Origin of the sequence: Glycomyces sp. NPDC049804, assembly GCF_040674615.1 — a bacterium.
GTDB lineage: Bacteria > Actinomycetota > Actinomycetes > Mycobacteriales > Micromonosporaceae > Glycomyces > Glycomyces niveus.
Map to the genome: position 1 here is coordinate 340,247 of NZ_JBFAMQ010000004.1, position 18,206 is coordinate 358,452.

The 18,206-nt window shown below is 69.7% G+C and carries 18 protein-coding genes; 10 read left to right on the forward strand and 8 right to left on the reverse strand.

The window, feature by feature from the left end:
- Nucleotides 1–42: 42 nt before the first annotated feature.
- The 6 genes from ruvC to secF all read left to right on the forward strand — a co-directional run bounded on the left by ruvC (nt 43) and on the right by secF (nt 6,002).
- Complete coding sequence (gene ruvC, locus AB0K52_RS08535) at nt 43–579, forward strand: crossover junction endodeoxyribonuclease RuvC (protein WP_363528084.1); 537 nt, start codon at nt 43–45, stop codon at nt 577–579.
- On the forward strand, nt 576–1,175 hold the full coding sequence (gene ruvA / locus AB0K52_RS08540; RefSeq protein WP_363528087.1) for a Holliday junction branch migration protein RuvA: 600 nt from the start codon (nt 576–578) through the stop codon (nt 1,173–1,175). The genes ruvC and ruvA overlap by 4 nt, the downstream gene beginning before the upstream one ends.
- Nucleotides 1,176–1,178: 3 nt before the next feature.
- Nucleotides 1,179–2,240: a Holliday junction branch migration DNA helicase RuvB gene (ruvB, locus tag AB0K52_RS08545; protein ID WP_363528090.1), complete on the forward strand. Its 1,062-nt coding sequence runs from the start codon at nt 1,179–1,181 to the stop codon at nt 2,238–2,240.
- Between the two features lie 98 nt (nt 2,241–2,338).
- Complete coding sequence (gene yajC / locus AB0K52_RS08550) at nt 2,339–2,809, forward strand: preprotein translocase subunit YajC (protein ID WP_363528092.1); 471 nt, start codon at nt 2,339–2,341, stop codon at nt 2,807–2,809.
- 160 nt (nt 2,810–2,969) lie between these two features.
- Nucleotides 2,970–4,823 carry a protein translocase subunit SecD gene (gene secD / locus AB0K52_RS08555; RefSeq protein ID WP_363528095.1) on the forward strand — a complete coding sequence of 618 codons (1,854 nt, stop codon included), beginning with the start codon at nt 2,970–2,972 and terminating at the stop codon, nt 4,821–4,823.
- A gap of 9 nt (nt 4,824–4,832) precedes the next feature.
- Complete coding sequence (secF, locus tag AB0K52_RS08560; protein WP_363528098.1) at nt 4,833–6,002, forward strand: protein translocase subunit SecF; 1,170 nt, start codon at nt 4,833–4,835, stop codon at nt 6,000–6,002.
- Between the two features lie 94 nt (nt 6,003–6,096).
- Here the strand turns inward: secF and AB0K52_RS08565 are convergent, their stop codons facing one another.
- On the reverse strand, nt 6,097–6,294 hold the full coding sequence (locus AB0K52_RS08565) for a YtxH domain-containing protein (RefSeq protein WP_363528101.1): 198 nt from the start codon (nt 6,292–6,294) through the stop codon (nt 6,097–6,099).
- Between the two features lie 143 nt (nt 6,295–6,437).
- Between AB0K52_RS08565 and AB0K52_RS08570 the strand changes: the two genes are divergently transcribed.
- Nucleotides 6,438–7,646, forward strand: a complete 1,209-nt coding sequence (locus tag AB0K52_RS08570) for an FAD-dependent monooxygenase (protein WP_363528103.1) — start codon at nt 6,438–6,440, stop codon at nt 7,644–7,646.
- A 237-nt stretch (nt 7,647–7,883) separates the two neighbouring features.
- Entirely contained in the window at nt 7,884–8,339 is a 456-nt protein-coding gene (locus AB0K52_RS08575; RefSeq protein WP_363528106.1) for a hypothetical protein, read from the forward strand.
- A gap of 53 nt (nt 8,340–8,392) precedes the next feature.
- Here AB0K52_RS08575 and AB0K52_RS08580 read toward each other — a convergent pair whose 3' ends face one another.
- The 4 genes from AB0K52_RS08580 to AB0K52_RS08595 all read right to left on the reverse strand — a co-directional run bounded on the left by AB0K52_RS08580 (nt 8,393) and on the right by AB0K52_RS08595 (nt 12,704).
- Nucleotides 8,393–8,875: a hypothetical protein gene (locus AB0K52_RS08580; protein WP_363528109.1), complete on the reverse strand. Its 483-nt coding sequence runs from the start codon at nt 8,873–8,875 to the stop codon at nt 8,393–8,395.
- 66 nt (nt 8,876–8,941) lie between these two features.
- Nucleotides 8,942–11,350 (reverse strand): bifunctional (p)ppGpp synthetase/guanosine-3',5'-bis(diphosphate) 3'-pyrophosphohydrolase, encoded by a 2,409-nt coding sequence (locus tag AB0K52_RS08585; RefSeq protein ID WP_363528112.1) that lies wholly within the window; start codon nt 11,348–11,350, stop codon nt 8,942–8,944.
- Nucleotides 11,351–11,415: 65 nt separating this feature from the next.
- Complete coding sequence (locus AB0K52_RS08590) at nt 11,416–12,339, reverse strand: peptidylprolyl isomerase (protein ID WP_363528115.1); 924 nt, start codon at nt 12,337–12,339, stop codon at nt 11,416–11,418.
- Between the two features lie 32 nt (nt 12,340–12,371).
- Nucleotides 12,372–12,704 (reverse strand): hypothetical protein, encoded by a 333-nt coding sequence (locus AB0K52_RS08595; protein WP_363528118.1) that lies wholly within the window; start codon nt 12,702–12,704, stop codon nt 12,372–12,374.
- 163 nt (nt 12,705–12,867) lie between these two features.
- Between AB0K52_RS08595 and AB0K52_RS08600 the strand changes: the two genes are divergently transcribed.
- Complete coding sequence (locus AB0K52_RS08600; protein WP_363528120.1) at nt 12,868–13,542, forward strand: MBL fold metallo-hydrolase; 675 nt, start codon at nt 12,868–12,870, stop codon at nt 13,540–13,542.
- A gap of 52 nt (nt 13,543–13,594) precedes the next feature.
- Nucleotides 13,595–14,923, forward strand: a complete 1,329-nt coding sequence (hisS, locus tag AB0K52_RS08605) for a histidine--tRNA ligase (RefSeq protein WP_363528123.1) — start codon at nt 13,595–13,597, stop codon at nt 14,921–14,923.
- A gap of 59 nt (nt 14,924–14,982) precedes the next feature.
- Here hisS and AB0K52_RS08610 read toward each other — a convergent pair whose 3' ends face one another.
- The 3 genes from AB0K52_RS08610 to AB0K52_RS08620 all read right to left on the reverse strand — a co-directional run bounded on the left by AB0K52_RS08610 (nt 14,983) and on the right by AB0K52_RS08620 (nt 18,185).
- On the reverse strand, nt 14,983–15,828 hold the full coding sequence (locus AB0K52_RS08610) for a hypothetical protein (RefSeq protein ID WP_363528125.1): 846 nt from the start codon (nt 15,826–15,828) through the stop codon (nt 14,983–14,985).
- Nucleotides 15,829–15,951: 123 nt separating this feature from the next.
- On the reverse strand, nt 15,952–17,145 hold the full coding sequence (locus AB0K52_RS08615; RefSeq protein ID WP_363528128.1) for an FAD-dependent oxidoreductase: 1,194 nt from the start codon (nt 17,143–17,145) through the stop codon (nt 15,952–15,954).
- A gap of 92 nt (nt 17,146–17,237) precedes the next feature.
- Nucleotides 17,238–18,185 (reverse strand): RNA polymerase sigma-70 factor, encoded by a 948-nt coding sequence (locus tag AB0K52_RS08620; protein ID WP_363528130.1) that lies wholly within the window; start codon nt 18,183–18,185, stop codon nt 17,238–17,240.
- Nucleotides 18,186–18,206 lie beyond the last annotated feature (21 nt).

Genomic DNA, 18,206 nt, shown 5'->3' on the forward strand with positions numbered 1-18,206 from the left:
CCGACGGATATCCTTACGCGAATCGAGCGACAGGAGGAACGCGTGCGCGTCATGGGGATCGACCCGGGCCTGACCCGGTGCGGCGTCGGGATCGTCGACGGCCGTCCCGGCGCACCCGGCACCATGGTCGCCGTCGGCGTCGTGCGCACCGATTCCGAAGCGCCCCTTGCGGACCGGCTCCTCGCCCTCGACGACGGACTGCGCGCCTACCTCGAGGAGCACCAGCCCGAGGCCGTCGCCGTCGAACGCGTCTTCAGCCAGCACAATGTGGCCAGTGTCATCGGCACCGCCCAGGCCTCCGGCATCGCGCTCCTCGCCGGCGCCCGCCTCGGCCTGCCCACCGCCACCTACACACCGTCCGAAGTGAAGTCGGCCGTGTGCGGCAACGGCACCGCCGACAAGCGCCAGGTCACCTCCATGGTCACCCGCATCCTCCGCCTCAAGGAAGCGCCGAAGCCCGCCGACGCGGCCGACGCCCTCGCCATCGCCATCTGCCACCTGTGGCGGGGCGGCGTCAAAGCCCGGATCAACGCCGCCCTCAAGGACAGTGCGGACCTCAGCAAGGAGAGCGCCCGATGATCGCCCAGCTCACCGGCACCGTCGCCGCCGTCGGCGAGTCCTACGCCGTCGTCGACGTCCAAGGCGTCGGCTACGCCGTCCACGCCGGCGCCCACACCCTCGCCAACCTCAAGGTCGGATCGTCGACCGTCCTCGCCATCTCCACTATCGTGCGCGAGGACTCGATCACTCTGCACGGCTTCAACACCGCCGACGAACGCGATCTGTTCGAACTGCTCCAGAACGCCCAGAAGATCGGCCCGCGCATCGCCCGCGACGCCGTCGAAGTGCTCCGGCCCGACGCGATCCGCCGCGCCATCGCCACCGGCGACACCGCCACCCTCACCCGCATCCCCGGCGTCGGCCAGAAGAGCGCCGAGCGCATCGTCCTCGACCTCGCCGACAAGATCGGCCCCGTCGACCTCGGCGGCGTCCCCAAACAGGCCGGCGGCCGCCCCGGCGGCTGGCGCACCCAGGTCAGCCAAGGCCTCCAAGCACTCGGCTGGTCCGCGAAGGAAGCCGAGACCGCCATCGAGAAGCTCGACGCCGAAGGCGCCGACGGCACCGACGTGCCCTCGCTCCTCAAGCAGGCCATCCGACTCCTCGGGAAGCGATAGGGCATGGAACGACCCGACGACTACACCGCCGCCGAGTGGGACGCGGCCCTCACCGCCGCCGAGGCCACCGAACTCGACCGCCTCGCCGAAGAGGGCATCCGCCCCGGCAAGCTCGACGACGTCATCGGCCAGACCCGCGTCCGCGAGCAGATCAGCCTCCTCCTCGAAGGCGCCCGCCGCCGCGGATCCTCGCCCGACCACCTCCTGCTCTCCGGCCCGCCCGGACTCGGCAAGACCACCCTCGCCATGATCGTCGCCGCCGAACTCGGCGTCGGCCTCCGCCAGACCTCCGGCCCCGCCATCGAGCGCTCCGGCGACCTCGCCGCCATCCTCACCAGCCTCGGCCCGAACGAAGTCCTCTTCATCGACGAGATCCACCGCATCGCCCGCCCCGCCGAAGAACTCCTCTACACCGCCATGGAGGACTTCCGCGTCGACGTCATCGTCGGCAAAGGCCCCGGCGCCACCGCCATCCCCCTCGAACTCGAACCCTTCACCCTCGTCGGCGCCACCACCCGCGCCGGCCTCCTCACCGGGCCCCTGCGCGACCGCTTCGGCTTCCTCGGCCAGCTCGAGTTCTACAACGACGCCGACCTCGAAGCCATCGTCACCCGCTCCGCCGGCATCCTCGACGTCGCCATCGCACCCGCCGGCGCCGCCGAGATCGCCGGACGCTCCCGCGGCACCCCCCGCATCGCCAACCGCCTCCTGCGCCGCGTCCGCGACTTCGCCCAGGTCCGCGCCGACGGCGTCATCACCAAGACCGTCGCCTCCGACGCCCTCGCCCTCTACGACGTCGACGAACTCGGCCTCGACCGCCTCGACCGCGCCGTCCTGCGCGCCCTCACCGGCACCTTCAACGGCGGACCCGTCGGCCTCACCACCCTCGCCGTCGCCGTCGGCGAGCAGCCCGACACCGTCGAAGAGGTGTGCGAACCCTTCCTGGTGCGCGCCGGCCTCCTCGCCCGCACCCCCCGCGGCCGCGTCGCCACCGCCGCCGCCTGGCACCACCTGGGACTCAACCCCCCGAGCGCCGAAGGGCTCTTCGGCAGCGGCGACGCGTAGGGTGGGCCATAGGGGGGACGGAGCGTCACGCCCGGCGGGATAGACTCCGCCCACGTCACCCACCGACGACGAAAACGGCATCTACGAAAGGCACCATCGTGCTCGCATCCGCAGACGTCCTCGCGCAAAGCGCCGGCGGCTCGAACATCACGTTCCTCATCATGATCGTGGGCTTCATCGCCCTCATGTACTTCGTGATGATCCGCCCCCAGCGCAAGCGCCAGCGCGAGCAGCAGGACATGCAGAACAACGTCGCCCCCGGTGCCCGCGTCATGACCATCGGCGGCCTCTACGGCACCGTCGTCGACTCCGACGACGAGACCGTCACCCTCGAGGCCAGCGACGAGACCTTCCTGGTCTTCGCCCGCCAGGCCATCGCCAAGGTCGTCACCCCCGCCGAGACCACCGAGTCCGACGAGACCGAGGAAGCGCCCGCCGCCGAGGAGATCAGCGACGCCGACGCCACCCTCTCCGACGAAGACCTCGACAAGCTCCGCGCCAGCGACGACGACAAGGGCGAGGACGACAAGGGCAAGCACGCGGGCAACCCCGACCGCAAGGAGTACTAGGGACTTCACCCCCTAGGCCCTGCACCGCGTTTGCGGCACCCGTCCTAGAATGAGCCCCGCCGAGGGTACGTGTGCGAGAGCACAGCCGCGGTGCGCACCCCGCGCGCCGGCGGCGTCCTCGCGCCCGCCCCTATTCGAGTTCTGAGGAAGAGACCGACCATTGGCTTCAGTAACGGGCGCTGACCGCCCACGGAAGAAGATCCAGCGCAAGCGCCTGCCAGTCGCCCCCTACTTCGTGGCGCTGCTCCTGGTGCTCGCGGTCCTGTGGGTCGCCGCGCTGGCGGGCTCCGGATGGAAGTTCCCCACGCCGAAGCTCGGTCTCGACCTGCAAGGCGGCCTGTCCATGACGCTCACGGCCTACCAGCAGGGGAGCGAAGAGCCCCCCTCGGCCGAGACCATGGAGCAGGCCCGCCAGATCATCGAGGGCCGCGTCAACTCCACGGGCGTCTCCGAGCCCGAGGTGTACGTCGAGGGCACCGAGAACATCGTCGTGAACGTCGCCGGCGACGACATCGACGAGCAGGCCCTGCGCGATGTGGGCGCCCCCGCGGAGCTGCGGTTCCGCATCGTCACGAACTCCGTCGCCGACACCTCGAAGCTCGAGGACGCCCTCGCCGAGGAGACTCCCACCGAGGAGCCGACCGACGGCGCGTCCGAGACGCCCACCGCCGAGTCTTCTGAAGGCGCCGCCTCCGAGGCCCCCGCCGACGACGCCGCCACCGAGACGCCGTCCGAGGACGCGAGCGAGGAAGGCACCGGCAACGGCCAGGCGGCCACCACCGACGAGGTCGCCGAGACCCTCGACGACGTGTGGGCCAAGGTCGGCCCCGACGCCGCGGCCGCCGCCCAGGCGCTCACCGCCGCCCCCGACGAGGCCACCAGCCTCATCCTGGAGCCCTTCGGCACCCTCAAGCCCGAAGAGGTCGCGCTCCTGCCCGCGACCGTCCAGTTCTACCTCCCGCAGATCACCTGCGAGACCCTCGACGCGCGCCCGCCGGGCGCCGTCCAGCAGGCCGACATCGAGGTCGCCGCGTGCTCGGCCCCCGAGGCCGCCTCGGCCGACCAGCCGGACCTGACGTTCCAGTACAAGTACCTGCTGCAGCCGGCCACCGTGCTCGGCTCGGACGTCACCTCCGCCGACGTCGGCACCGACCAGGCGAACCTCAACCAGTTCGTCGTCAACGTGCAGTTCTCCGCTGAAGGCGCCGACAAGTGGAGCGCCCTCACCACCCAGAACCTGCAGTCGCAGGTCGCGATCGTCCTCGACAACGAGGTCGTCAGCGCCCCGACGATCCAAGAGGTCTCCTCGAACTCCACCCAGATCTCCGGCGAGTTCACCGCGGCCGAGGCCAACCAGCTGGCCGACCAGCTCAACTTCGGCTCGCTGCCCACGAACTTCGTGGTCGAGACCGTCAACGAGGTCACCGCGACCCTCGGCGTTGACCAGCTCGAAGCCGGCCTGCTCGCCATGGTCGTCGGCCTCATCCTGGTCTTCCTCTACTGCATGGTCTACTACCGGCTCATGGGCTTCGTGGTCCTCGGCAGCCTCATCGTCGCCACCGCGGTGCTCTACCCGACCGTGGGGCTCCTGGGCTCGCAGATCGGACTGACCCTGACCCTCGCGGGCATCGCCGGGTTCGTGGTCTCCATCGGCATCATGGCCGACTCCTTCGTCGTCTACTTCGAACGCATCAAAGAGGAGATGGCCGGAGGCCGCTCGGCCCGCTCGGCCGTCCCGCGCGCCTGGGTCCGCGCCCGGCGCACCATCCTGTCGGCCGCGGCCGTCTCGATGATCTCCGCGATCGTCCTGTACATCCTCGCGATCGGCCCGGTCCGCGCGTTCGCGTTCGCGCTCGGTCTGTCCACCCTCGTGGACATGCTGGTGGTCTTCCTGTTCACCCACCCGATCGCCGAGTACCTGTCGCGCGGGAACGTCCTCAACAAGCCCAGCCTCTCGGGGCTGCACACCAAGACCGCCTCGACGGCCGCCGGCGAAGCCGCCGCGAAGGGCTAGGGAACGCACATGAGCACCAAGCAGACCGAGAAGCGACCTGGCATCCTCAGCCAGCTCTACCGCGGCGAGACGGACTTCCAGATCGTCCCCAACCGCAAGAAGTTCTACATCGCCTCCGCCGTGGTCCTCGGCGCGCTCGTCGTCGTCATGCTCGTCAAGGGCTTCGTCCTGGGCATCGACTTCGCGGGCGGCGTGCAGTACAGCGTCCCGGCCGCCGACACCTCGGTGAGCCTCCAGGACGTCGAGGACGCCGCGGAGGAAGCCGGGGCCGAGGTCGCCTCCACCCAGGTGGCCGGCTCCGGCGACGGCCGCTCCTACATCATCCGCGTTGGAGAGCTCGACGCCGACGAGCAGACGACCGTGCGCGCCGCCATCGCCGAGGCGGCCGGGGTCGGCAGCGACTCGATCTCGGTCTCCGAGGTCTCGGCGACCTGGGGCGCCTCGGTGTCCCGGCAGGCCCTCGTCGCCCTCGTGGTCTTCATGGTCCTGGTCTCGATCTTCATCTGGATCAGGTTCGAGCGGCGCATGGCCGCGGCGGCCATCGCCGCGCTCATGCACGACCTCGTGCTCACCGCCGGGATCTACTCGCTCGTCGGCTTCGAAGTCACACCCTCGACCATCGTCGGCATGCTCACCATTCTCGGCTACTCGCTGTACGACACGGTCGTGGTCTTCGACAAGGTCCAGGAGAACACCGCGCAGCTGCTGCAGACCCGCAGCAAGACGTTCGCCGAAGGCGTCAACGACGCGATCAACCAGACGCTCATGCGCTCGATCAACACCACCATCATCGGCGTGCTGCCGGTGGCGGCGCTGCTGTTCGTCGGCGTGGGCTTCCTCGGGGTGGGCACGCTGAAGGACATCGCGCTGGTGCTGTTCGTCGGCATGATCGTCGGCACGTACTCGTCGATCTGCCTGGCCTCGCCCTGGGTGGTCGACATGGCCGAGCGCAGTGCCGTCTACAAGCGGCACAACCAGAAGATCGCCAACAAGCGCGCCGGCGGCGACGAGGAGCCCGAGGAGCGGCCGACCCGCACGGCTCCGGACGAGGACGACGACCGTCTCGTGCTCGCCAAGAGCGACGACCTCCCGGTGGAGCTGCTGGAGGAGCCCGAGAAGGCCACGAGCGGCTCGGGCCCGCGCTCGGGCGGCTCCGCGAAGAAGCGCAAGCGCCGCTGAGGCGCGGACATGAAGCGGCGGGCGGACCGGTCGGTCCGCCCGCCGCTTCGTGCTGGCTGGCTCGTCGTGAACCTGCGGCCGAGACCGCGAACTGCTAGGAGCGCTTGTCTCCCTTGAACTTGCCGATGGCGTCCTGCGCCATCTCCTTCGCCTTGTCGGCGTATTCGTCCATCTTATCGCCCATCGGCGATTCCTTGGCCTTGTTGTACAGTTCTTCGGCCTTGTCCTTGATGTCGTCGCTGTTCTCCGAGAGCTTGTCCTTGGCCTCGTTGAACTTGTCCTGCATCCCCACGATGAACCCCTCCCTGCGTGAGTCGCGTTCACTATATGGGCGCCGGGGGCGTGCCGCGGAGGTTTCCCGTACATCCGGGGTCGAATCCCGAACGCTACCGGAGGATGACGCGAGGCGGGCCGATCGCGGCCTACGGTCGCTCCATGAACGACTTGCAACGCCCTGACCGGGCCCGGACCGCCATCGTCATCGGCGGCGGCGTGGCCGGCCCCGTGGCCGCCCTGGCCCTGCGTAAGGCCGGCGTCGACGCCACCGTGTTCGAGGCCCACCGCCCCGGCACCGGCTCCCGCGGCGGCCCGCTCGGGCTCGCCTCGAACGGCCTGAACGCCCTGCGCGCGGTCGGCGCGGACGGCGTCCTGGCCGGCGAGGGCATCCCGGCGCCGCGCATGGTCATCCACTCCGGCACCGGCAAGGTCCTCGGCACGGTGGCGACCGACCCCGGCCTGCCGACGACCACGACGCTGCCGCGCGGGCGCCTGGCCGAACTGCTCCAGGGGCACGCGGCCGCCGCGGGCGTCCCGATCGTGTACGGCAAGCGGTTCGTCGACGCCGTGGACACCGGGCGCAGCGTCATCGCCCAGTTCGACGACCACACCACCGCCGAGGCGGACCTGCTCATCGGCTGCGACGGCATCCGCTCGGCGGTGCGCGGCGTCATCGACCCCGCCGCGCCGAAGCCGCGCTACACGGGGCTCGTCGGCCTCGGCGGGTGGAGCGACGGGCCGCTCGGCGTGGGCGACACCGGCGGGTCGTTCCACATGGTGTTCGGCCGCAAGGCCTTCTTCGGCCACATATCGGACGGCGAGCGCACCGGCTGGTTCGCGAACCTCCCGTTCAAGACCTTCACCCGGGAGGCCTTGCGCGACACCGCGTTCGAGCAGTGGATCGCCCTCATGCGCGACCTGTTCGCGGACGACGACAGCGCCGCGCTCACCATCCTCGACCACGTGACGCCCGCGTCGTTCATCCCCGCCTCGCCGCTCGAGGACCTGCCGCACGTCCCGGTTTGGTCCAAGGGCCGCATCGCCCTCATCGGCGACGCCGCCCACGCCACCTCGCCCTCTTCGGGCCAGGGCGCGAGCCTCGCCGCCGAATCCGCGGTCGAACTCGCCCGATGCCTGCGCGATCTGCCCGTCCCGCAGGCGTTCGCCGCCTACGAGCGGGGCCGCCGCGACCGGGTCGAACGCGTCATCGCCACCGCCGCCCGCACCAACCAGTCCAAGGCCGCCGGGCCCGTCGCAGCGCGCTTCAGGGACGCCCTGATGCCGTTCTTCATGGCCCGCTTCACGACCCCGGAGAAGATGGCGTGGCAGTACGGCCACACCATCGACTGGGAGGCCCCGGCGTCATGACCTCTATATCGGAAACATATTCATGAAGGGGCTCCCTGCGGTGGGAGTCGGTGGGATGCTGAGCGCATGGATGGTAGGGACCCCGAGCGTCAGCCACCCGAATGGCCAGAGCCTGACAGGGGATCGCCTCAGCCCTGGCCTGGATGGACTACTAGTCGGCCAGGGCATTTTCCAAGCAGCGCCCCGCCATCCCGCTCGGAGTCGCTCCCCACGGCAGCTCTTCTCGGCATTGCCGCGATGATTGCGGTCGTCATGTTCTCCGGAGGGCTCTTCATCGGTATGGCAATTTCCGACTCTGATTCGTCGGAGCCTCCTGCTGCGTCCGAGGAGTCGTCCTCGAGTCCTGCCGAGTCAGAGACGACAGCATCGCCGAAACCGGCACTACCGCCCGCTGAACCCAACCCGATGGAGGCGGCGATAGACAGCTGCGCGAGCGATTCTGACCGGATCACCTTGGCTGATGATGGAAACACAATCGTCGCTGAGGGCATTGGGATCGATGGAGAAACTGATGAATCAATAGAGCAGCTAGTCTGCGTCCTGGTTTACCTCGGTGCTCCTGACTCCCTATTCGCCCATCTCGACAGCACGCGCGCGATTGACGGTCGGCAGGAAGATGAATTCGGTGAATACACCGCCGCCTGGACCTTCCACCCGGACGACGGGGTGAACATGACGATCACGACCAACTGAAATCGCAGGCCCGCGCCGCCGATGGGCGGTGCGGGCCGCTTCGCATCGAGTTCCTACGCTTCGAGAGCCTGGGCGAGGTGCTCGAGGAAGACGCGCTCGCCTTCGGAGACGGCGACCTTCTTGCTGAAGAAGCCGCTCTCCTTGGTCTTCACGGACTCGGCGATGACCGTGGCGATCTGGAGGAGCCACGCGCCGTACGCTTCGGCGTCCGGCGCGTCGGCGCGCTCGCGCAGCAGGGCGGTCGCGGCCTGGGCCTGCTTGAGCGCCTGGGTCATCGCCTGGTCGTCGAAGGGGAGCTCGCGGTCGTCGGTCTCGGCGTCGGTGCCGCGCTCGCGCAGCGCGGTGGCGACGGCCTTGACGAACGCGTTCTCGTGCTTCTGCGCCGCCCGGAACTCCTTCGCCCCGGCGGTCACCTCTTTGAGGAACGCCAGGGCGTTCTTGTGGCCGTCGGCGACGATCGCGCCCTTCATGACCACACCGGGGGTGTCGAGGATGAGGTCCAGGTCGTCGCCCGTGAAGGCCGAGAGCTCCGTCATGTCAACGCTTTCCGTCCGATCGGTACGTGGGATGCGCCCAACCTACCGGCCGCCGTCCAGCCTGCTTCAGGAGCGCTCGGCGCCGGTGAGCCGGTACGCGTCGTACACGCCGTCGACCTTGCGGATCACCTTGATGATGTGGTCGAGGTGCTCCGGGTTCGCCATCTCGAACGTGAAGCGCGACAACGCGACCCGGTCGCGGGTTGTGGTCACCGTGGCCGAGAGGATCGAGACCCGCTCGCCCGAGAGCACCTGCGTCACGTCGGCGAGCAGCCGGTGGCGGTCCAGGGCCTCGACCTGCACGGTCGCGACGAACGTCGCCTGGTCGTCCTCATGGGACCAGTGCACCTCGAGCACGCGGTCGGGCTGCAGCTCGATGCGCTCCTCGGCGTTCTCGCAGTCCCTGCGGTGCACCGAGATCACGTGGTAGCGGGTGGCGAAGCCGATGATCGCGTCGCCCGGGATCGGGTTGCAGCAGTGGGCGAGGCGCACCGGCATCTCGCCCTCTTCCATGCCCGCCACGGTGACGGCGGCGTGGATGTCGCCGTGAGCCTCCGGCACGATCCGGGCGGGCTGGGTCGGCGCGGTGGCCTCGGCCATGTCCTCGGCGGCGCCCTCGGCCCCGCCCTGGACGTCCAGGAGCCGCTGCACGACCTGCGTGGGCGAGACGTGGTGCTCGCCCAGGGCCGCGTACAGCGCCTCGACGTCCTTGAGGTTGAGGTCCTTCGCGAGCGACGTCAGGTTGTCGTGGGTCAGCATGCGCTGCAGCGGGAGCCGGCGCTTGCGCATGGCCCGCGTCAGCTCGTCCTTGCCCAGCTCGATCGCCTCTTCGCGGCGCTCGCGCTTGAAGTGCTGCTTGATCTTGGTGCGGGCGCGCGGACTCTTGACGAAGCCCAGCCAGTCCTCGCTGGGGGAGGCGTTCTCCGAGTTCGAGGTGAACACCTCGACCACGTCGCCGTTCGACAGCGTCGACTCCAGCGGCACGATCTTGCCGTTGACCTGCGCGCCGATGCAGCGGTTGCCGACCTCGGTGTGCACGGCGTACGCGAAGTCGACCGGGGTCGAGCCCGCCGGGAGGGCGACCACGTCGCCCTTCGGCGTGAACACGTACGCCTCGGAGGAGGCCAGGTCGAACCGGAGCGCGTCCAGGAACTCCGACGGGTCGGCGGCCTCGCGCTGCCAGTCGAGCAGCTGGCGCAGCCACGCCATGTCGTCGATGTGCGCCGGGGGACCGGCCACAGTGGAGTTCTTGGTCTCCTTGTACTTCCAGTGCGCGGCGATGCCGTACTCGGCGGTGCGGTGCATCGCCCACGTGCGGATCTGGATCTCGACGGGCTTGCCGTTCGGCCCGATCACCGTGGTGTGCAGCGACTGGTACATGTTGAACTTCGGCATCGCGATGTAGTCCTTGAAGCGCCCCGGCACCGGCTGCCAGTTCGCGTGGATCACACCGAGGGCCGCGTAGCAGTCCCGCTCGCTCTCGACCAGGATGCGCAGGCCCACCAGGTCGTAGATGTCGTTGAAGTCGCGGCCGCGCACGATCATCTTCTGGTAGATCGAGTACAGGTGCTTCGGGCGGCCCGACACCTCGGCCTTGATGCGCGAGTTCTTCAGGTGGTCCTTGACCTGCGCGATGACCTGCTGCAGCAGCATCTCCCGCTGCGGGGAGTGCTCCGAGACCAGGCGCGCGATCTCCGAGTAGCGCTTCTTGTAGAGCGTCGCGAAGGAGAGGTCCTCGAGCTCCCACTTGATGGTGTTCATGCCCAGGCGGTGGGCGAGCGGGGCCAGGATCTCCAGCGTCTCGCGGGCCTTCTGCTCCTGCTTCTCGGGCGGCAGGAACGTCAGGGTCCGCATGTTGTGCAGGCGGTCGGCGAGCTTGATGACGAGCACCCGCGGGTCCTTGGCCATCGCCACGACCATCTTGCGGATCGTCTCGGCCTTCGCCGCGTCGCCGAGCTTCACCTTGTCGAGCTTGGTGACGCCGTCGACGAGCAGCGCGACCTCGCCGCCGAACTCGCCCGAGAGCTCCTCGAGCGTGTAGTCGGTGTCCTCGACCGTGTCGTGCAGCAGCGCGGCCACGAGCGTGTTCGTGTCCATGCCCAGCTCGGCCAGGATCGAGGCGACGGCGAGCGGGTGCGTGATGTACGGGTCGCCGGACTTGCGGAACTGCCCGTTGTGCAGCTCCTCGGCCCGCGTGTACGCCTGCTGGAGCAGCCGCACGTCGGCGCGCGGGTGCGCGGCCCGGTGGGCGGCCACCAGCGGCTCCAGGACCTCCGGGAGCTGCGACGACTGCCAGGGCGCGTTGAAGCGCGCCAGGCGGGCCCGCATGCGCCTTCCCGTGGGGGGCCCGATGGGGCCGCCCGAGGTGGGCGCGGCGTCTGCGGACTTGCCGGACGCGGCTCGCTCGGTCACCACGCACGCCTCCTCGGTGTCAGCACGGGACGGCTTCGCAAACGCTCGACGAAGCCTCGACATCCATCCTAACCGCGAGGGGTCGTGTGATCCCCCACCGATGCCCGGAGGAGGGGCGGCCTCACGTGCTACATGCCCGCGGGGGCCACCTGCATGGCCCCGGCCGCGGCCACCTGCTCGACGATGTCGAGGCCGGCGGTCACCTGGCCCAGGATCGTGTAATCGGCCGGCAGCTGCGTGTCCTTGTACACGATGAAGAACTGGCTGCCCGTGGTGCCCGGGCCGGCGTTCGCCATCGCGATGGTCCCGGCCGGGTAGTTGCCCGCGGCCGCGACCGGCAGGTTCTCCTCGCCGTACGAGTAGCCGGGGGAGCCCGCGCCCGCCATCTCGGGGGTGCCGGCCTCGATCGCGGCGCGCGCGTCCGGGTCGCCGCACTGGAGGACCCAGATGCCTTCGATGACCAGGCGGTGGCACTGCTGGCCGTCGAAGTAGCCGTCCTTGGCGAGGTGCGTGAACGAGCCGGCGGTGCAGGGGGCCTCGGCGGTGTCGATCGTCGCGGTGATCGTGCCCAGGTTGGTCACGATCGTCATCTCCTGCTCGCCCGCGGCGGGCTCAGTGGCCGCCGGGGTCGGGCTCGTGCCGTCCGCGGAGGTGTACATGCAGTCCTCCGACGCCGAGGCGTCAGGGGTGCTCATCTGGACGCACTCGAGGTACACGTCCTGGGCGGGCTGGCCGTCCGTGACGCCCTCGGTGGCGGTGCCCACGGCGCCCTCGCCGCTCGGCTCGACGCCGTCGCAGCGGGTCGAGGCGGCCTTGGCCTCCTCCACCAGCGCGGCGAGATCGCCGCTGACGCCGCTCCCGCCCTTGTCGTCGCCGTCCTTGCCGACGTTCACGCCGATCACGATCGCGGCGGCGACCAGGACGAGCGCGCCGCCCACGGCGCCGACGATCCAGCCGTTCTTGCGCCGGTGCTGCTCACGTTCGGCCTTGGCGGCCATCCGCTCCTGCAGCTGCTGCCGGGCGGCCAGGCGCTGGGCTTGTTTCGACGCCACCGTCGATCTCCTTCGTCGCGCGTTGGGGGTACTTACTCGGTCGTTTCGGAGGGGGTCTCGGAAGGGGCTTCAGAGGTCTCGGCGGTCGGGTCGGCCGTCGCGCTCGGGTCCACCGAGGCGCTGGGATCGAGGGGGGCGGTATCGGTGACCTCCGCGGTGGGGGTCTCCTCGGCCGCGGGCTCCTCGTCCTTGAAGAACCCCGACTGCCACAGGTAGGCGAGGGTCAGCACCGCGGCGATCGCGAGGAGTCCGCCGAGCGCCTGAAGCTGCCGGCGGCGGCGCAGCTTGCCCGCGAGGCGCGCGTTCTTCTTCGCGTTCGCGATGCGCTGCTTGCGCTGCTCCATGTGCTTGGACTTGGCGGGCACCTGGCCTCCTACGTATGACCGGTCTCGGCGGTGCCTGCGCACCGTTACGTACGCACACCGCCCGTTTCAGGGGTTACGAGTTCCGCAGTTTAGCCGGGACAAGTCAGACGCGTCACCGCAGGATGCCCGGTGTATCCTGACCCGGCGAAGGGAGGGGGAGCGGTTGCTCATCGAGACGCTGGTGGCGGATGCGTTCGGCACGAACTGCTACGTGCTGTCGGCCGGTCCCGGATCCGAGTGCGTGGTCGTGGACCCCGGCATCGGCATCGCGCCCCGCCTGGAGGACGTCCTCGCCGAGCGCGGCCTCAAACCCGTCGCCGTCGTCCTCACCCACGGGCACCTCGACCACACCTTCTCCGTCACCCCGGTGTGCGGCGCGAGCGACATCCCCGCCTACATCCACACCGACGACCGGCACCTCCTCGCCGACCCCGCCCAGGGCTTCAGCGCGAACTTGACGTCGCTCGTGGGCACCGGCCTCGAATGGACCGAACCCGACGACGTGCAGGCGCTCACCGACGGCGGCGTCTTCGAGCTCGCCGGGATGCGCTTCACCGTCGACCACGCCCCCGGGCACACCGCCGGCTCGGCCATGTTCCACACCGCCGACGCCGAAGGCCTCTACACGATCACCGGCGACGTGCTCTTCCGCGGCGCGATCGGCCGCACCGACCTGCCCGGCGGCAGCGACGCGGCCATGCAGGACACCTTGCGCGACAAGGTCCTCCCGCTCGACGACGCCACCATCGTCCTGCCCGGGCACGGCCCCAGCACCACCATCGCGGCCGAGCGCGCCCGCAACCCGTACCTCAAGCGCGCGGCCCAGCGCGCCCATTAGCCGCGCCCCGCCGCGCCGCCCTTTTCTCACCGAACAACGCTAGGAGACCGCCATGTCACGACCCCAGCCGCTCTCGGGGTTCCCCGAACTGCTGCCCCGGCAGCGGATCGTCGAGCAGCAGGTCGTCGACCACCTCCGCCGCGCCTTCGAGCTCCACGGCTTCGCGAACCTCCAGACCCGCGCCGTCGAGCCCATGGACCAGCTCCTGCGCAAGGGCGAGACCTCCAAGGAGGTCTACGTGCTGCGCCGCCTCCAGGCCGACCCGGCCGAGGCCGCCGGCGACGACGCGCTCGGCCTCCACTTCGACCTGACCGTCCCCTTCGCGCGCTACGTGCTCGAGAACGCCGGGAAGCTCAACTTCCCGTTCCGCCGCTACCAGATCCAGCCGGTCTGGCGCGGCGAGCGCCCCCAGAGCGGCCGCTACCGCGAGTTCTGGCAGGCCGACATCGACATCGTCGACGCCGGCGAACTGCCCGCGCACTACGAGGTCGAGGTCGCGCTGGTCGTCGCGGACGCCCTGCGCGGCCTGCCGATCCCGAAGCTGCGCATGCACGTCAACAACCGCAAACTCTCCCAGGGCTTCTACCAGGGCATCGGCATCGGCGACACCGAAGAGGCGCTGCGGATCATCGACAAGCTCGACAAGATCGGGCACGACGCCGTCGCGAAACTCCTCATCGACACCGTCGACGCGACCCCCGAGCAGGCCGAGGCCTGCCTCAAGCTCGCCTCGATCAGCGCCGAGGACACCTCGTTCGTCGAGGAGATCCGTGCGCTCGGCGTCAGCGACCCGCTCCTCGAGGAGGGCCTGAGCGAACTGTCCGCCGTGGTCGCCGCCGTGGCCGAGGAGGCGCCCGGCTTCGTCGTGGCGGACATGAAGATCGCCCGCGGGCTCGACTACTACACCGGCACGGTCTACGAGGTCTTCATCGAAGGCCAGGAGCACCTGGGCTCGGTCTGCTCGGGCGGCCGGTACGACAAGCTCGCCTCCGACGGCAAGCACACCTACCCCGGCGTCGGCCTCTCGATCGGCGTCTCGCGGCTCCTCGTCCCGCTCCTCCAGTCCGGCGCCCTCGACGCCACCCGCGAGGTCCCGACCTGCGTCCTCGTCGCCCTCGCCAACGAGGACGAGCGCCCCGCCGCCAACGCCCTCGCCCAGCGCCTGCGCAAGCGCGGCATCCCGGTCCAGGTCTCGCCCTCGGCCGCGAAGTTCGGCAAGCAGATCAAGTTCGCCGACAAGCGCGGCATCCCCTTCGTCCTCTTCACCAACGACGAGGGCACCCAGATCAAGGACATCCGCTCCGGCGCCCAGGAAACCGTCGACCTCGACACCTGGAACCCCCCGGCCGAAGACCTCAACCCCCGCATCATCGCCGAATAGCGAGCGAAAAGGCGGGCGGCCCTATCCGGTCCGCCCGCCTTTTGCCTGCCTGTGGAGCCTCAGCCGATGATGGCCTTGACCGAGGGGGCGATCGCTGCGAGCTTGAGCCAGGAGTTCAGCTCGCTGAGGTCCCGGCAGTTCTCGATCTTGCGGCGCTGCTCTTCAGAGAGCGCGAGCCCCCGCGACTCGATGATGATGAGCAGCGCGTTCGACTCGCCTCTGGCTTCCCGCTCCGCCAGAAGCTCGCTCTGGAACGGGTAGGTTTCTTGCTGCATCAGGGCCTCCAAGATTGAGCGGGGGTGCTCGCTGAGCTGCCCCAACATGTACTGAGTGTAGCGTTTGGCGATTGCTGCCGGGAGCGGCTCGAGTTCTGCTTGAGCGGTGGACAGCAGGCGCTCGATGTCTTCTGCTCGCTCGTGGACGAGGGTTCCGAGGACCATCTGCTCGGCAAGTTCGCCTTTCTCCGAGTTGTCGAAGAGCTTCGGGTAGTTGGCAGGGCTGAGCACCTGCATCCTGAAGGCACTCCCCGGTTGGCCGATCCTGATCGGTTCGGCCGCCCAGGCGGCCACTGACGGGACCGGGCAGACGACGATGAGCGCCACTGGAGCCTGTAGCCGGTGGCGGAAGTTCGCTTGGTATGTGGGCCAGGAGAACAACTTGTCGTCGTCTTTGCCCCTCTGGATTTCGATGATGATGCCGAGTTGGTTCGAATCGTCCTTCTTGCAGACGACCACGTTGTCGGCGTTGAGATCTCGCACTTCGATATCGGTGCCTGACTCGGAGTACGGAACGACCTCGTCATAGTCGGGGATCGGGAGGTTGAGGATGTCGCCGGCCAGTTCGACGGCGAAGCTCGGCTTCTGTTTGCAGAGCTTGATCGGATTGTCGTGGACGTTCGTTGTCACACGATCGAGGCTACGAATCACCCATACGAGGGCCAAACGCGTAGCATTTGTCATTTTCTCGTTAGAGACGCGGTTCACCTCCGCCGCGCTGGCGGTGCGGCGGAGGTGAATTCGGTTGCGCCACTAGGCAAGGGCCTTCATGGCGCTTCCTTGCGCGGTCGGCGTCTTCGTCAGGCGCTTGCGGCGGGTCGGGAGGCCGAAGGTCGGGTTGGCGACGCCCCAGGCGGCGCCTTTGCAGATGATCTCCTTGTAGCGGGCGGCGAAGCGGCCGCGGAGCGTGGCGTTGCGGGCCCGGTCGTCCTCGGTGACGTACTGGATGAGGCCGTCGGCGCGGCCGAGCGAGATGCACTGGTTGAAGTAGCCGATGCTCGCTTCGGGGACCCTGCCGCCGGTGAGGCGGGCGACGATGGCGTCGGCGGCCACCTGGGCCATGGGGACGCCCGAGGCGCACGACATGCGAAGGGGCTTGCCGTTCTTGCCCATGGCGAAGCCGGCGTCGCCGACGGCGTAGACGTCGGGGTGCGAGACCGAGCGCATGGTCCGGTCGAGCACGATCTGGCCGGTGCCGGTGACCTCGAGGGCCGTGGCGGCGGCGAGCGGGTGGACGGCGAAGCCGGCGGTCCAGACCGTCACGGCCGCAGGGATGTCGCCGGTCGCGGTGGCGATGCGTTCGGCTTCGACGCGTTCGACTGCGGCGTGCTCGTGGACGGTGATCCCGAGCCGGTCGGCGACCTTCCGCAGGTGCTCGCGGCCCTTCGGCGAGAGCCAGTCGCCGAGGCCGCCGCGGACCGCGAAGTGGACGTCGAGGTCGGGGCGGGTCTCGGCCAGTTCGGTCACGGCCTCGACGCCGGTGAGACCGCCGCCGACGACCGTGACGGCCTGCCCGGCGTCGAGGCGCGCGAGGCGCTCTCGCAGGCGCAGTGCGCCCGGTCGGCTGGCGATCTCGTAGGCGTGCTCGGCGGTCCCGGTGACGCCCTGGGCGTTCCAACCGCTGCCGAGCGCGTAGACGAGGGTGTCGTACTCGAGTTCCCCGGCCCCCTCGGCGTCGAGCACGGCGACTCGCTTCCGGTCGGCGTCCACGGCGGTGACCTGCGCGAGGCGGAACTCCACGCCGGTGCCGGCGAACATTTCCGCGAACGGCCGCGGCGTGAGGTCCTGCCCGGCCGCGAGCTGGTGCATACGGACGCGCTCGACGAAGTCGGGCTCGGCGTTGACGAGCGTGATGGCGACGTCCTCGGGGCTGAGCCGGCGGGCGAGGCGGCCTGCGGCGAACGCACCGGTGTAGCCGGCGCCGAGGACGACGATGCGGTGCTTCATGGTCATGCTCCTGTCTGGTTCGGGTCCGCCACTTGAACCGGACGGCCCCGCGATCCCTGACAGGTTTTGAGCATGAAGCGGGTCACATGACGTTAGAAGGCGGTCACCACGAGCGGTTCGCCGTGGTCGACCGCCGCCCACTGCGCGTTCGCGCGCTCGAGCTTGTCCGGGTTGACCTGGCTGCGGAACGCGGCGATGCCGTCCTCGCCCACCTCCAGGCACATGACGCCGATGACGCGGCCGTCGAGGACCGCGACCGCCGCCGGCTCGCCGTTGGCGGTCCACGCGTAGACCTCCGGCGAACCGCCCACGATGTCGCGCTTGGCCTGGGCGGGCCGGAACAGGCCCCACAGGAACTTCGCGACCGCCGCCGCGCCCTGGTACGGCTTGGCGCGGGCCGGGACCTTGCCGCCGCCGTCGCCGAAGGCCACCGCATCCTCAGTGAGGAGCCGCACCAGCGGCGCGACCGAACCGCCGGTGGCCGCGGCCAGGAACTCCTCGACGATGCGGCGCGCGTCCGCCTCGTCGATCTCCTTGCGCGGCTTGCCGTCCGCGAGATGCTTCTTGGCGCGGTGCAGGATCTGCTGGCTCGACGCCTCCGAGATGTCGAGGAACTCGGCGATCTGCCGGTGCGGGTAGTCGAACGCCTCGCGCAGCACGTACACGCCGCGCTCGACCGGCGTCAACCGCTCCATGAGCGTGAGCATCGCGAAGGACACCGACTCGCGCTGCTCGGCCGTGTCGGCCGGCCCGAGCATCGGGTCGCCCCCGAACACCGGCTCCGGCAGCCACTCGCCCACATAGGTCTCGCGGCGGGCGCGCGCCGACGTGAGCTGGTTGAGGCACAGGTTGGTGAGCACCTTCGTCAGCCACGCCTCCGGCACCTCGATGCGCCCCCGGTCGGCCGCCTGCCAGCGCAGGAAGACCTCTTGGACGGCGTCCTCGGCCTCGCTCGCCGAACCGAGCATGCGGTAGGCGATGGCCTCCAGGCGGGGCCTGGAGGCCTCGAAGCGGTCGAGCTCGGTGAGGGTGACTGCCATGGACCCGATGGTAGCCCGCGA

Excerpts from the sequence above, each read along its gene's own strand:
- ruvA (WP_363528087.1), top strand. The coding sequence starts at position 576 with ATGATCGCCCAGCTCACCGGCACCGTCGCCGCCGTCGGCGAGTCCTAC.
- ruvB (WP_363528090.1), top strand. The coding sequence starts at position 1,179 with ATGGAACGACCCGACGACTACACCGCCGCCGAGTGGGACGCGGCCCTC.
- secF (WP_363528098.1), top strand. The coding sequence starts at position 4,833 with ATGAGCACCAAGCAGACCGAGAAGCGACCTGGCATCCTCAGCCAGCTC.
- AB0K52_RS08570 (WP_363528103.1), top strand. The coding sequence starts at position 6,438 with ATGAACGACTTGCAACGCCCTGACCGGGCCCGGACCGCCATCGTCATC.
- AB0K52_RS08575 (WP_363528106.1), top strand. The coding sequence starts at position 7,884 with ATGATTGCGGTCGTCATGTTCTCCGGAGGGCTCTTCATCGGTATGGCA.
- AB0K52_RS08580 (WP_363528109.1), bottom strand. The coding sequence starts at position 8,875 with ATGACGGAGCTCTCGGCCTTCACGGGCGACGACCTGGACCTCATCCTC.
- AB0K52_RS08585 (WP_363528112.1), bottom strand. The coding sequence starts at position 11,350 with ATGTCGAGGCTTCGTCGAGCGTTTGCGAAGCCGTCCCGTGCTGACACC.
- hisS (WP_363528123.1), top strand. The coding sequence starts at position 13,595 with ATGTCACGACCCCAGCCGCTCTCGGGGTTCCCCGAACTGCTGCCCCGG.
- AB0K52_RS08615 (WP_363528128.1), bottom strand. The coding sequence starts at position 17,145 with ATGAAGCACCGCATCGTCGTCCTCGGCGCCGGCTACACCGGTGCGTTC.
- AB0K52_RS08620 (WP_363528130.1), bottom strand. The coding sequence starts at position 18,185 with ATGGCAGTCACCCTCACCGAGCTCGACCGCTTCGAGGCCTCCAGGCCC.